The organism is Pseudomonas arsenicoxydans (genome assembly GCF_900103875.1).
In the GTDB taxonomy this organism is placed as follows: domain Bacteria; phylum Pseudomonadota; class Gammaproteobacteria; order Pseudomonadales; family Pseudomonadaceae; genus Aquipseudomonas; species Aquipseudomonas arsenicoxydans.
Map to the genome: position 1 here is coordinate 699,874 of NZ_LT629705.1, position 13,542 is coordinate 713,415.

A 13,542-nucleotide genomic window follows, 5' to 3' on the forward strand; every position below is an offset into this window, starting at 1 on the left:
GTGTGCTGACAAGTCTTGGCAGCGATTTACAGTAGAGTCAGGCCTTGCCGTTACAGCTTGACGGCAGAGTCGGGGGGCCGGTGACGCAGGCCACAGGCATACAGCCCCGGGCTCTTAGCTCGGTCGATAAACGCGCACATTGGCATGCCCCTCACTGAGCAAATGGTGGGCATGCAGGCGACTCATCACGCCTTTGTCGCAATACAGCAGGTACTGGCGAGTAGGGTCCAGTTCCTTGAAACGAGCGTTCAATGCATAAAACGGCATCGTCTGTACCTCAATGCCAGCCAGCTCCAGCGGGTCGTCTTCAGCGGCATCCGGATGACGGATATCGATGATGATTTGCCCCGCCAGCGCTTCGCTGACTTCTTCGATCTGCAAGTCCTGGCCCAATTCGTCGATCACGCGATCGATCGGCACCAGTTTGGCGTTCTCGAGCGCACGCTCTAGGACTGCCATGTCGAACTGTTGTTCTTCGTACTCCACGCGCGGTCGCTTGGCGTGGGTCTTGGGGTTCACCGAGATGACCCCGCAGTATTCCGGCATGTGCTTGGCGAAATCGGCGGTACCGATTTCGTTGGCCAGATCGATAATGTCCTGCTTGTGACTGGCGATCAGCGGACGCAAGACCAGCTTGTCGGTCACGCAGTCGATCACGGACAGGTTCGGCAATGTCTGGCTCGACACCTGGGAAATCGCTTCGCCGGTGACCAGCGCTTCGATGTCCAGCCGATCGGCAATACGGGAAGCAGCGCGCAACATCATACGCTTCAAAACTACACCCATATGACTGTTATCGACTTTCCCGAGAATTTCTCCCAGTACTTCCTCGAACGGCACACTCACAAATAACACGCGTTGGGAGCTGCCGTACTTCTTCCAGATGAAGTGCGCGACTTCCATGACGCCCAGTTCATGGGCACGTCCGCCCAGATTAAAGAAGCAGAAATGGCTCATCAGCCCGCGACGCATGATCTGGTATGCAGCAACGGTGGAATCGAAGCCGCCGGACATCAGTACAAGCGTCTGCTCCAGGGCTCCCAGCGGATAACCGCCGATGCTGTTGTGCTGGCTGTGGATCACGAACAACCGTTTGTCGCGAATTTCGATGCGAACTTCGATTTGCGGCTCTTTCAGCGAGATTCCGGCGGCGCCGCACTGACGACGCAGTTGGCTGCCGACGTATTTCTCGACATCCATCGAGCTGAATTCATGCTTGCCGGCTCGCTTGCAGCGCACCGAAAAGATCTTCCCGGCCAGCGAATCACCGAAGTGCTGCTTGCACTTGGCAACGATGTCGTCGAAGTCGCCCAGCGGGTATTCATCGACCTGCAGGAAATGCGCGATGCCCGGCATGCAGCTCAGGCGCTCGGTCATATCCTTCAGGGCCTTGGGCTCGCTGACGCGGGTTTCCAGCTCGAGATTGTCCCACACACCGTTCACCACCACAGCCGGGTCCAAGTCGCGGAGCACGGTACGGATATTTTTGGCCAACTGGCGGATGAAACGCATCCGTACCGGGCGGCTCTTGATGGTGATCTCGGGGAAGACTTTTACGATTAATTTCATGAAAACAGCGCGCGCAGGCCCAGCCGAAAAAGGGGGGCGCGGATTATAGCGGAAATTGCTCAAGGTTTAACCAGTTAATGTGCAGAAGGTTTCGCGCGCACCAAAACGGGTCATTTGGCGATTTAAACGCTACATTACAGGGCGCGATTTTCAGCTTTGCGCCGCTTTGAACCTTTATAAGCGTGAAATTGGGGCAAAAAACCCATGCTGGGGCACTGGCATGCAATTTGCTCCCTTGTGAGGCAGGTTGCCTTGGCAGAGTATTCGCGCCGGCATCACCCACATTCTAAGGGCATCCACTACTAAGCCCGAAGCCACCCGGAGGACACTATGTCGAAGTCGGTTCAACTCATCAAAGATCATGACGTCAAGTGGATTGATCTGCGCTTCACGGACACCAAAGGCACTCAGCACCACGTGACCATGCCGGCTCGCGACGCGCTGGATGAAGCTTTCTTCGAAGAAGGCAAAATGTTCGACGGTTCCTCCATCGCTGGCTGGAAAGGCATCGAAGCTTCCGACATGATCCTGATGCCGGACGACAGCACCGCTGTCCTCGACCCGTTCACCGAAGAACCTACCCTGATCCTGGTTTGCGACGTGATCGAGCCTTCGACCATGCAAGGCTACGACCGTGACCCACGTGCGATCGCCAAGCGTGCCGAGGAATACCTGAAGTCGACCGGTATCGGCGACACCGTATTTGTTGGCCCGGAGCCAGAATTCTTCATCTTCGACGAAGTGAAGTTCAAGTCCGACATCTCCGGCTCCATGTTCAAGATCTACTCCGAACAAGGTTCGTGGATGTCCGACCAGGACGTGGAAGGCGGCAACAAAGGCCACCGTCCAGGCGTCAAAGGTGGCTATTTCCCGGTTCCGCCGTTCGACCACGACCACGAAATCCGTACCTCCATGTGCAACGCCATGGAAGAAATGGGCCTGGTCATCGAAGTTCACCACCACGAAGTGGCGACTGCTGGCCAGAACGAAATCGGTGTGAAGTTCAACACCCTGGTTGCCAAGGCTGACGAAGTTCAGACCCTGAAATACTGCGTACACAACGTTGCTGATGCATACGGCCGCACCGCGACCTTCATGCCTAAGCCACTGTACGGCGACAACGGTTCGGGTATGCACGTCCACCTGTCCATCGCCAAAGATGGCAAGAACACCTTCGCTGGCGAAGGCTATGCCGGCCTGTCCGACACCGCCCTGTACTTCATCGGCGGTATCATCAAGCACGGTAAGGCCCTGAACGGCTTCACCAACCCGTCGACCAACTCCTACAAGCGTCTGGTCCCAGGTTTCGAAGCTCCAGTAATGCTGGCCTACTCGGCTCGCAACCGTTCCGCTTCGATCCGTATTCCTTACGTGTCCAGCCCTCGCGCTCGCCGTATCGAAGCACGTTTCCCGGATCCAGCAGCCAACCCGTACCTGGGCTTCGCTGCACTGTTGATGGCTGGCCTGGACGGCATCCAGAACAAGATCCACCCTGGCGACGCAGCTGACAAAAACCTGTACGACCTGCCGCCTGAAGAGGCGAAAGAGATCCCACAAGTTTGCGGCAGCCTGAAAGAAGCCCTGGAAGAGCTGGACAAAGGTCGTGCGTTCCTGACCAAAGGCGGCGTTTTCAGCGACGACTTCATCGACGCTTACATCGCTCTGAAAAGCGAAGAAGAGATCAAGGTTCGTACCTTCGTACACCCACTGGAATACGAGCTGTACTACAGCTGCTGATCCGGTAGCGCTGCAATACGCGGCGTGAAAAAGAGAGGCCTCCTTCGGGAGGCCTTTTTTGTGCCCGGGATTCAACGTTCAATAAAGAACCTGTGGGAGCGGGCTTGCCCGCGATGGCGGACTTTCAGACGTATTGGATGCTGAATGTGCCGACGCCTTCGCGGGCAAGCCCGCTCCCACAGGGTTTTGTGGTGCTTCAGCGATTTCGGCAAATCATGCCCGGATGTTTATCAACTGGGTCTATCGCCACCCTCTGACCTATGCTGCAACCCAACGCATTCGTTTCTGGTCGATTTTATGGGTCGTGGTTTTCTACTGATGTTGCTGTTGATCGCCTTGCCCGCCGCCGCGCAGATCTATAAATACACCGATGCCGACGGCAACACCGCCTACAGCAATCAGCCGCCTGATGGCGTCGCGGCGCAGGCGGTCGACTTGCCTCCGCTTAACAGCGTCGAGCCCCAGCCCCCATCTGCGCCGCCCAGCGAAGCCCTGAACCGCGAACAGCCTCATAGCGCGTACGAGGTGCTGGAGCTGACCAACTTGCCCACCACCGAAGCGTTGCGAGCCAATAACGGCACTTTCACCGTCAGCGTCATGATCAAACCGCGGCTTCAAGCGCCGCACCTGCTGAGGCTGTTGCTGGACGATCAGCCTTACGGCCAATCAAGCAACGTTCCGATCCTGCAACTGGTCAATATTGATCGCGGCACACACAGCCTCGCAGTGCAGGTCATCGACGGAGAAAACATCGTGCAGCAAAGTCCCAGCGTGACCTTCACCGTGCAACGGGTACACAAGCCGTGAGGTTATGGCTTCTGCTCGCCTGTTTGTGTGCCCTGCCGGCGACGGCCGAGGTTTTCACCTACATCGATGCCCAAGGCAATCGTGTCTACACCGACCAGCCAGGCTCGGGCGGCGCCAAGCGCGTGCCGCTGGCGACAAGCAACCGTATGTCCGCCAAACCTGGCGGTGCAGCACCGGCGATCTCTGACAAGAAGACGGAAACAAAGCCGCTGTTCCACTACGACATGCTCAGAATACTGGTGCCAGAGCCCGACTCGACGATCCGCAATAACGCTGGCGAGCTGATCGTCAGCGTCACCAGCGAACCCGGCCTGCAACACGGGCATCGCTACCGTTTGCTGCTCGATGGTCAACCCACCGCCGAACCAGGGCCGAGCCCGGTTTTCGCCCTGAATAACATCGACCGTGGCAGCCACAATCTCTCAGTGGAAATCCTCGACGAGCAAGGTCGCACTGTCGAACGCACCGCCAACCAGCCCTTCCACATGCTGCGTATCTCCCTCGCGCAAAAACGCCAAGTCAAACCCTGCGTCCTCGCCGACTACGGCCAACGACCGGAATGTCCGCTCAAGGACAAACCTGAAGAAGAAAAAAATCCCTTCTTGCGTTTCTTCTAACCTCGTTCAGGTTTGCGCACTATATTGGTGCAATAGACTGCACCGTACTCACATCGCATCCCATTTTGGTTCGAAACTACCCGCAAAAGCTGGCAGAACGCCACGCGAACGAGCGTTAAACGCCCGTTTTAGGCCTTAAACGCTTCTTTTCGGAGCCTTGGTTTGGTTTTTGCATTTTCCTCGTATCGGCGCGTTATTCATGCGCATGCCCTGCTCCAAAAGAGGTCCTGATGACCATTAGCGACGCGCTGCATCGACTGCTACTCGACAACCTGACCACCGCCACCATCCTGCTCGACGCCGACCTGCGCCTCGAGTACATGAACCCGGCGGCGGAGATGCTCCTGGCCATCAGCGGCCAGCGCAGCCATGGGCAGTTCATCAGTGAGTTGTTCACCGAATCCACCGAAGCGCTGAACTCGTTGCGCCAGGCAGTAGAGCAGGCGCACCCCTTTACCAAGCGCGAAGCGATGCTCACCGCCCTCACCGGCCAGACATTGACCGTCGACTATGCGGTAACGCCCATCCTGGCCAACGGCGACACCATGCTGCTGCTTGAAGTCCATCCCCGTGACCGCTTGCTGCGGATCACCAAGGAAGAGGCGCAGCTGTCCAAGCAGGAAACCAGCAAGATGCTGGTGCGCGGCCTCGCCCACGAAATCAAGAATCCGCTGGGCGGCATTCGCGGCGCGGCGCAATTGCTCGCCCGTGAGTTGCCCGAAGAAAGCCTGCGCGATTACACCAACGTGATCATTGAAGAGGCCGACCGTCTGCGCAACCTCGTAGACCGCATGCTCGGCTCCAACAAGCTGCCGTCGCTGGCCATGTGCAACATCCACGAAGTGCTGGAGCGCGTCTCTCACCTGGTGGAAGCCGAAAGCCAGGGCTGCATCACGCTGGTGCGCGACTACGACCCAAGCATTCCCGACGTATTGATCGATCGCGAACAAATGATCCAGGCGGTCCTGAACATCGTGCGCAACGCGATGCAAGCCATCAGCAGCCAGAACGAGCTGCGTCTGGGCCGCATCAGCTTGCGCACCCGCGCCATGCGCCAGTTCACCATCGGCCACGTGCGCCACCGCCTGGTGACCAAGATCGAAATCATCGACAACGGTCCCGGCATTCCCGCGGACCTGCAAGAAACCATCTTCTTCCCCATGGTCAGCGGCCGCCCGGACGGTACCGGGCTGGGCCTGGCCATTACCCAGAACATCATCAGCCAGCACCAGGGCTTGATCGAGTGTGAAAGCCACCCAGGCCACACCACCTTCTCGATCTTTCTGCCACTGGAACAAGGAGCCACATCGACATGAGCCGTAGTGAAACCGTGTGGATCGTCGATGACGACCGTTCTATCCGTTGGGTCTTGGAAAAAGCCTTGCAGCAAGAAGGCATGACCACGCAAAGCTTCGACAGCGCCGATGGCGTGATGAGCCGCCTGGCGCGCCAGCAGCCGGATGTGATCATCTCCGACATCCGCATGCCGGGCGCCAGTGGCCTGGACCTTCTGGCACGGATTCGCGAGCAACACCCACGGTTGCCAGTGATCATCATGACCGCGCACTCCGATCTGGACAGCGCTGTCGCGTCCTATCAGGGCGGCGCGTTTGAATACCTGCCCAAGCCATTCGACGTTGACGAAGCGGTCTCCCTGGTCAAGCGTGCCAACCAGCACGCCCAGGAGCAGCAAGGCCTGGAGGTCCCGGTCGCCCTGACCCGCACCCCGGAAATCATCGGTGAAGCACCGGCGATGCAGGAAGTGTTTCGCGCCATCGGGCGCTTGAGCCACTCCAACATCACCGTGCTGATCAACGGCGAGTCCGGGACCGGTAAAGAGCTGGTGGCCCACGCCCTGCACCGCCACAGCCCACGCGCGGCGTCGCCTTTCATTGCGCTGAACATGGCGGCGATCCCCAAGGACCTGATGGAGTCCGAGCTGTTCGGCCATGAAAAAGGCGCGTTCACCGGCGCGGCGAACCTGCGTCGCGGTCGCTTTGAGCAGGCGGACGGCGGCACGCTGTTCCTCGATGAAATCGGCGACATGCCGGCCGACACTCAGACCCGCTTGCTGCGCGTACTGGCCGATGGCGAGTTCTACCGCGTCGGGGGCCATGTACCGGTGAAGGTCGATGTGCGAATCATCGCCGCAACTCACCAGAATCTGGAAACCCTGGTGCACGCCGGGAAATTCCGTGAGGACTTGTTCCACCGCCTCAACGTGATCCGCATTCATATTCCAAGGCTGTCGGACCGTCGCGAAGACATCCCGACCCTCGCCAAGCACTTCCTCAGCCGCGCCGCGCAAGAACTGGCGGTGGAGCCGAAGCTGCTGAAAAGCGAAACCGAGGAATACCTGAAGAACCTGCCGTGGGGCGGCAACGTTCGCCAGCTGGAAAACACCTGCCGCTGGATCACGGTGATGGCATCGGGTCGCGAAGTGCACATTAGCGACCTGCCGCCAGAGCTGTTGAACCTGCCGCAGGATTCAGCGCCAGTGACCAACTGGGAGCAAGCGCTGCGTCAGTGGGCTGACCAGGCGTTGGCTCGCGGCCAATCGAGTCTGCTCGACAGCGCCGTACCGGCATTCGAGCGAATCATGATCGAAACCGCCCTCAAACACACCGCCGGCCGTCGCCGCGATGCCGCCGTTTTGCTGGGTTGGGGGCGCAATACCCTGACGCGCAAGATCAAGGAATTGGGGATGAAGGTTGATGGCGCGGATGATGATGAGGGGGAAGAGGGTTAATCGACCCTCAGATCTTCGCTGACTGTTGCATCCAATCGCGGGCAAGCCCGCTCCCACAGGATTTTCAATGTTTTCACTATCGCGTGAACACCATTGAACCTTGTGGGAGCGGGCTTGCCCGCGATGCTTTTAGGGCCAGCGTGCACCGCCTGAATGCACCGTGAACCGCAATCGCGCACGGCAACCGACCTTCAATCCCGCCAGCTTTCGCAATCCAACCCCTATTAAAAAAACGCGAAAGCCCCGTAATACGGGGCTTTCGGCGTTTCAGCGCGGCTTTCTGTTTCAACTTGTTAAAACCTGGCACGCCCCCTGCAATAGTCCATTCAGTGATTCAGTTCACTACCCGGTTTCGGGGACCTTGGTACAGGCAGGCCGGGGATTCCCCTCTTTACATCGGGCTCACACCGCACTTGCGACGAGCCCACCCCGTTTTGGGGCCCTTGATACAGGCAGGTCAGGGGTTCCTTCTTTACACCGGGCTTGCGACGCAATGCGCAAGCCCTGCCGTTTTGGGAACCTTGGTACAGGCAGGCCGGGGATTCCCTCTTTTATTGCTCTCGGAGATGGATCTCCAGCCGCCAGCGGCCGTCGACCTCGCTACCGGCCCACTCGCCCTGTAGTGGCCGGGCCGCCACCACCGTCAGCAACAACCCTCCATCACTCAAGCGCGTCCGCCAGTTCACGACTTTGTCGTTGATTTTGAGCTGACCTTTCTGCGCCTTGCCTTCAGCCTCGAACAGCAGCCCGAGGCTGCCGTCCACGAACTCGCCGTGGGACTTGGGTTCGTTGTTGAACCACACCACAAGCCCGTCGCTCGTCACCTCAACCTGCTGCAATTCGCTGGGGTCAGGGGTGGTCAGGCGACCGATCATCAGCCCCACCATCAGTCCGACAATCGCCAGCGAAGCCATCACTCGCGGGAATAGCTTCGAACGCGGGTCAGCTTCAGGCGTAGAATGCCGCTCATCTTTACCTTCGGAGCCGTGCATGTTTCACGTCATCCTTTTCCAACCAGAAATTCCGCCGAATACCGGCAACGTTATCAGGCTGTGCGCCAACAGTGGCTGCCACCTGCATTTGATCGAACCGCTGGGCTTCGAGATGGACGACAAGCGCCTGCGTCGGGCCGGCCTCGATTACCACGAGTATGCCACCCTGCAACGCCATGCAGACCTTGCCAGTTGCCTGGAAAGCCTTGGCCATCCTCGTTTGTTCGCGTTCACCACCAAAGGCTCGCGACCGTTCCACGATGCCAGTTTTGCCGAGGGTGACGCCTTCCTGTTCGGCCCGGAAAGCCGTGGCTTGCCAGCCGAGGTGCTCGATGCCCTGCCCGGTGAGCAACGCCTGCGCCTGCCGATGCGCGAGGGCTGCCGCAGCCTGAACCTGTCGAACACAGTGGCGGTTGCCGTGTACGAAGGCTGGCGCCAGCTCGGTTTCAAGTAACCCCGTGGACCGCCGATCATTCCTACGCTCCGCGTGGGAATGCAGCCCCGTGACGCTCTGCGTCACTGGACGCGGAGCGTCCCTTGAGGCATTCCCACGCAGAGCGTGGGAACGATCATCCATCTCCCGCCCATGAAAAAAGCGCCTGTTACGGCGCTTTTTTCGTTGCTGCATCGAACGCTTATTGCACAGTCGGGGTTTCGCCCGCGGCCTGCATGCGTTGCAGTTCCTGTGCGTACAGCGCGTCGAAGTTCACCGGAGCCAGCATCAGGGCCGGGAACGAACCGCGGGTCACCAGGCTGTCCAGGGTCTCGCGAGCGTACGGGAACAGAATGTTCGGGCAGAACGCGCCGAGGGTGTGGCTCATCGAAGCGTCGTCCAGGTTCTTGATCAGGAAGATCCCGGCCTGCTGCACTTCAGCGATGAATGCCACTTCGTCGCCGTTTTTCACGGTTACGGACAAGGTCAACACGACTTCGTGGAAGTCGCCTTCCAGCGCCTTCTGGCGGGTGTTCAGATCCAGACCGACGCTCGGTTCCCACTGCTGGCGGAAGATTGCCGGGCTTTTCGGGGCTTCGAAGGACAAGTCACGTACGTAGATGCGCTGCAAGGAGAATTGCGGTGCGGTTTCTTCTTCGCTAGCTGCAGTGTTCTGTTGGTCAGTCATCTCAGATCCTTTCTGATCTTGGGGTCTTATAGGGAAGGCGTTCAGGCCTTGAGCATGGCGTCGAGCTTACCGGCGCGCTCAAGCGCAAACAAATCATCACAACCGCCGATGTGGCGTTCGCCGATCCAGATTTGCGGCACGGACGTACGTCCCGCCTTCTGGGCCATGGCGGCACGCACCTGCGGCTTGCCATCGACCTTGATCTCTTCGAAGGCCACGCCTTTGTTCTCGAGCAGGTACTTGGCTCGCGAGCAGTAAGGGCAGTAATCGCTGGAATAGACGACGACGTTGCTCATATCACTTCACCAGCGGCAGGTTGTCGCCTTTCCAGCTGGAAATGCCGCCGGACAGCTTGGCGGCAGTGAAGCCGGATTTCATCAGTTCGCGGGCGTGGGTGCCGGCGGTCTGGCCCATGGCGTCAACCAGGATGATGGTCTTGGCCTTGTGCTTTTCCAGTTCGCCGATACGAGCCGCGAGTTTGTCGTGCGGAATGTTCAACGCGCCAACAATGTGACCGGCGGCGAAATCCTTGATCGAACGAATATCGACCACAACGCCCGCGTCCTTGTTGACCAGGCCGGTCAATTCACCGGTACTCAGGCTGCGGCCGCCGCCTTGCATCTGATAAGCGATGAGCAACGCCAGCAGTACGACGAAGATACCGACGAGCAGATAGTGGTTAGTGGCAAATTCAATCAGGTGAGCAACCATCGAAGGAGGTTCCAGGGCGTTAAAATGTCGGCCAGTATACACAGCCCCTATGGTGGGCCAAACCCCGTCCGGCGGTGACGCCGCAGGAACTTCGCTTTAAACTGCCACTCCCTTTTCCATCGCCCTCTTTTAATTCAGCCACGAGTGGAATCCATGACTACCACGCCTAAACCTTTGGTCCTGATTATTCTCGACGGCTTCGGTCACAGTGAGAGCCCTGAATCCAACGCTGTGTTTGCGGCGAAGAAGCCCGTACTGGACCGCTTGTGGGCCACCGTGCCGAACGGCCTGATCTCCGGCAGCGGCATGGACGTCGGCTTGCCGGACGGCCAGATGGGCAACTCCGAAGTCGGCCACATGAACCTCGGCGCCGGCCGCGTGGTGTATCAGGACTTCACACGCGTGACCAAATCGATCCGCGACGGTGAGTTTTTCGAGAATCCGACCATCTGCGCCGCCGTCGATAAAGCCGTCGCTGCCGGCAAAGCCGTGCACTTCATGGGCCTGCTGTCCGATGGCGGCGTTCACAGTCACCAGGACCACCTGGTGGCCATGGCCGAACTGGCTTTCAAGCGCGGTGCTGAAAAAATCTACCTGCACGCCTTCCTCGATGGCCGCGACACGCCGCCAAAAAGCGCGCAGTCGTCCATCGAACTGCTCGACGCGACCTTCCAGGCCCTCGGCAAAGGCCGGATCGCCAGCATCATCGGTCGTTATTTCGCCATGGACCGCGACAACCGTTGGGATCGCGTGGCCCAGGCCTACAACCTGATTGTCGATGGCAACGGTGAATTCAACGCAGCCACGGCACAGGAAGGCCTGCAAGCAGCGTACGAGCGTGGCGAGAGCGACGAGTTCGTCAAAGCCACTTCCATTGGCGAACCGGTGAAAGTCGAAGACGGCGACGCCGTGGTGTTCATGAACTTCCGCGCCGACCGCGCCCGTGAGCTGACCCGCGTGTTCGTCGAAGACGACTTCAAGGAGTTCGAGCGCGCACGCCAGCCGAAACTGGCCGGCTTCGTCATGCTGACCCAATACGCCGCCAGCATTCCTGCGCCATCGGCCTTCGCTGCCGGCAGCCTGGAAAACGTGCTGGGCGATTACCTGGCGAAAAACGGCAAGACCCAGCTGCGCATCGCCGAAACCGAGAAATATGCCCACGTGACCTTCTTCTTCTCCGGCGGTCGTGAAGAACCGTTCCCGGGCGAAGAGCGCATCCTGATCCCGTCGCCGAAAGTCGCCACCTATGACTTGCAGCCCGAGATGAGCGCCCCGGAAGTTACTGACCGCATCGTCGATGCCATTGAAAACCAGCGTTACGACGTGATCGTGGTCAACTACGCCAACGGCGACATGGTCGGCCACAGCGGTGTGTTTGATGCCGCAGTCAAAGCCGTTGAATGCCTGGACCTGTGCGTTGGCCGCATCGTCGAGGCCCTGGAAAAGGTGGGCGGCGAAGCGCTAATCACCGCCGACCACGGCAACGTCGAGCAAATGTCCGACGCCTCCACCGGTCAGGCACACACCGCCCACACCACCGAGCCAGTGCCGTTCATTTATGTCGGCAAGCGTGATTTCAAGGTGCGTGATGGCGGCGTGTTGGCGGATGTCGCGCCGACCATGCTGATGTTGATGGGCCTGGAGAAGCCGGCTGAAATGACCGGTACGTCGATTCTGGTGTAACCAGATCCATCTGACGACACCAAACCCTGTGGGAGCGAGCCTGCTCGCGATAGCAATCTGACTGCCAACTAATATGTTGAATGTCAGGACGCCATCGCGGGCAAGCCCGCTCCCACAGTGGTTTTGGGTGGTTTCAAGGATTAATTACACCCGCTTGCCAGCCCGGTTATCACACAGCCCCAATTGGGCATTTTTTTTGCGGCGCTTGGCGGGCATACTAGGCCGTCCCTTTCCCTGGTATCACCCGCCTCTATGCTTCGCGTCCTGATAGCCCTCGCTCTGACCTGCCTGCTCCAACCGGCCTTTGCTGACGAGCGCGCGCAAACCCAACAACAGTTGGACGCCACGCGTCAGGACATTGCCGAGCTGAAAAAACTGCTGGGCAAGCTGCAGGAAGAGAAATCCGGTGTGCAGAAGGACCTCAAAGGCACCGAGACCGAGATGGGCAAGCTCGAGAAGCAGGTCGAAACCCTGCAAAAAGAGCTGAAGAAAAGCGAATCCGAGCTGCAGCGACTCGATAGTGAGAAAAAAAAACTCCAGAGCGCACGCGTTGAACAGCAACGACTGATCGCCATTCAGGCCCGCGCGGCCTATCAGAATGGCCGTCAGGAGTACTTGAAGCTGCTGCTCAACCAGCAGAATCCCGAAAAATTCGCACGCACCCTCACCTATTACGATTACCTGAGCCAGGCCCGCCTGGAGCAGCTGAAGAATTTCAACGAAACCTTGCGTCAGCTGGCCAATGTCGAAAAAGACATCAACCTGCAGCAGGCGCAATTGCTGGTGCAGAAAAGCAGCCTGGACAGCCAGCGCGATGAACTCGACAAGGTTCGCAAGGAGCGCCAGCAAGTCCTGGCCAAGCTCAGCGAAGACGTGAAGGCGCGCGACCAGAAACTGGCATCCCGCGAGCAGGATCAAGCAGACCTGTCTAAAGTCCTTAAAACCATTGAAGAAACCTTGGCTCGCCAGGCCCGTGAGGCAGAGGAAGCGCGGCAAAAAGCGCTGATCGCCCAGCAGGAAGCAGAAAAAAAGCGTTTACGTGAGGCCCAGGCGGCTGCAGACGCAGAGACCACCGACGCCCCACGCAAACCTGTTAAATCGACACCTGGCGCGCTGGTTTCAAGTTCAGGCGAAACCTTTGGCGGCCCTTTTGCCTCTTCTCGGGGAAAACTTCCCTGGCCCGTTGATGGTCGACTGTTGGCACGCTTTGGCGAAAGCCGTGGCGACGATGCCCGGACCAAGTGGGACGGCGTGATGATCAGCGCTGCCGCCGGTAGCCAGGTCCATGCCGTGCATGGCGGTCGTGTGGTGTTTGCCGATTGGCTGCGTGGCGCCGGGCTGCTGGTGATCCTCGACCACGGCAACGGATTTTTGAGTCTTTATGGTCACAACCAGACGCTGCTCAAGTCTGCGGGTGACGTGGTAAAAGCCGGTGAGTCCATCTCCACTGTCGGCAACAGTGGCGGGCAGGACACGCCAGCGCTGTATTTCGCTATTCGTCAGCAGGGTCACCCGAGTGATCCGGCGCAATGGTGCCGCGCGCAAGGATAGGCGTT

At 59.0% G+C, this 13,542-nt stretch carries 13 protein-coding genes; 8 read left to right on the forward strand and 5 right to left on the reverse strand.

What is annotated here, in order from left to right; all coding sequences use genetic code 11:
* Positions 1-114 precede the first annotated feature (114 nt).
* Positions 115-1,569, reverse strand: coding sequence for a tRNA uracil 4-sulfurtransferase ThiI (thiI, locus tag BLQ41_RS03075; RefSeq protein ID WP_090176732.1), 1,455 nt, complete (start codon positions 1,567-1,569; stop codon positions 115-117).
* Positions 1,570-1,899: 330 nt separating this feature from the next.
* Here thiI and glnA point away from each other — a divergent pair, with 330 nt between their 5' ends.
* From glnA to ntrC, 5 genes are all read left to right on the forward strand, one after another.
* A complete protein-coding gene (gene glnA, locus BLQ41_RS03085; protein WP_010464555.1) occupies positions 1,900-3,306 on the forward strand; it encodes a glutamate--ammonia ligase in 1,407 nt (468 codons plus the stop codon).
* A gap of 297 nt (positions 3,307-3,603) precedes the next feature.
* Positions 3,604-4,113, forward strand: coding sequence for a DUF4124 domain-containing protein (locus tag BLQ41_RS03090; RefSeq protein WP_090176737.1), 510 nt, complete (start codon positions 3,604-3,606; stop codon positions 4,111-4,113).
* Complete coding sequence (locus BLQ41_RS03095) at positions 4,110-4,730, forward strand: DUF4124 domain-containing protein (protein WP_090176741.1); 621 nt, start codon at positions 4,110-4,112, stop codon at positions 4,728-4,730. Before BLQ41_RS03090 ends, BLQ41_RS03095 begins: the two co-directional genes overlap by 4 nt.
* Positions 4,731-4,960: 230 nt before the next feature.
* Positions 4,961-6,046, forward strand: coding sequence for a nitrogen regulation protein NR(II) (gene glnL, locus BLQ41_RS03100; protein ID WP_090176744.1), 1,086 nt, complete (start codon positions 4,961-4,963; stop codon positions 6,044-6,046).
* Entirely contained in the window at positions 6,043-7,479 is a 1,437-nt protein-coding gene (gene ntrC / locus BLQ41_RS03105) for a nitrogen regulation protein NR(I) (RefSeq protein WP_090176747.1), read from the forward strand. Before glnL ends, ntrC begins: the two co-directional genes overlap by 4 nt.
* Before the next feature lie 551 nt (positions 7,480-8,030).
* Here the strand turns inward: ntrC and BLQ41_RS03110 are convergent.
* Positions 8,031-8,471: a hypothetical protein gene (locus BLQ41_RS03110; protein WP_090176749.1), complete on the reverse strand. Its 441-nt coding sequence runs from the start codon at positions 8,469-8,471 to the stop codon at positions 8,031-8,033.
* On the opposite strand from BLQ41_RS03110, the gene BLQ41_RS03115 reads away from it, so the two are divergent.
* Positions 8,470-8,925: a tRNA (cytidine(34)-2'-O)-methyltransferase gene (locus tag BLQ41_RS03115; protein WP_007949025.1), complete on the forward strand. Its 456-nt coding sequence runs from the start codon at positions 8,470-8,472 to the stop codon at positions 8,923-8,925. The genes BLQ41_RS03110 and BLQ41_RS03115 overlap by 2 nt on opposite strands.
* Positions 8,926-9,106: 181 nt before the next feature.
* Here BLQ41_RS03115 and secB read toward each other — a convergent pair whose 3' ends face one another.
* Genes secB through BLQ41_RS03130 form a run of 3 tightly spaced genes read right to left on the reverse strand, consistent with a single transcriptional unit; the run spans position 9,107 to position 10,303 of the window.
* On the reverse strand, positions 9,107-9,592 hold the full coding sequence (secB, locus tag BLQ41_RS03120; protein WP_007949026.1) for a protein-export chaperone SecB: 486 nt from the start codon (positions 9,590-9,592) through the stop codon (positions 9,107-9,109).
* A 41-nt stretch (positions 9,593-9,633) separates the two neighbouring features.
* Entirely contained in the window at positions 9,634-9,888 is a 255-nt protein-coding gene (gene grxC / locus BLQ41_RS03125) for a glutaredoxin 3 (RefSeq protein WP_010464569.1), read from the reverse strand.
* A 1-nt stretch (position 9,889) separates the two neighbouring features.
* Entirely contained in the window at positions 9,890-10,303 is a 414-nt protein-coding gene (locus tag BLQ41_RS03130) for a rhodanese-like domain-containing protein (protein WP_090176752.1), read from the reverse strand.
* A gap of 153 nt (positions 10,304-10,456) precedes the next feature.
* Between BLQ41_RS03130 and gpmI the strand changes: the two genes are divergently transcribed.
* Both gpmI and BLQ41_RS03140 read left to right on the forward strand, forming a co-directional pair.
* Complete coding sequence (gene gpmI, locus BLQ41_RS03135; RefSeq protein WP_090176754.1) at positions 10,457-11,986, forward strand: 2,3-bisphosphoglycerate-independent phosphoglycerate mutase; 1,530 nt, start codon at positions 10,457-10,459, stop codon at positions 11,984-11,986.
* A gap of 252 nt (positions 11,987-12,238) precedes the next feature.
* The gene (locus BLQ41_RS03140; RefSeq protein ID WP_090176757.1) at positions 12,239-13,537 is read left to right on the forward strand and encodes a murein hydrolase activator EnvC family protein; all 1,299 of its coding nucleotides are present in this window, start codon (positions 12,239-12,241) and stop codon (positions 13,535-13,537) included.
* The last annotated feature ends 5 nt before the right edge of the window (positions 13,538-13,542 follow it).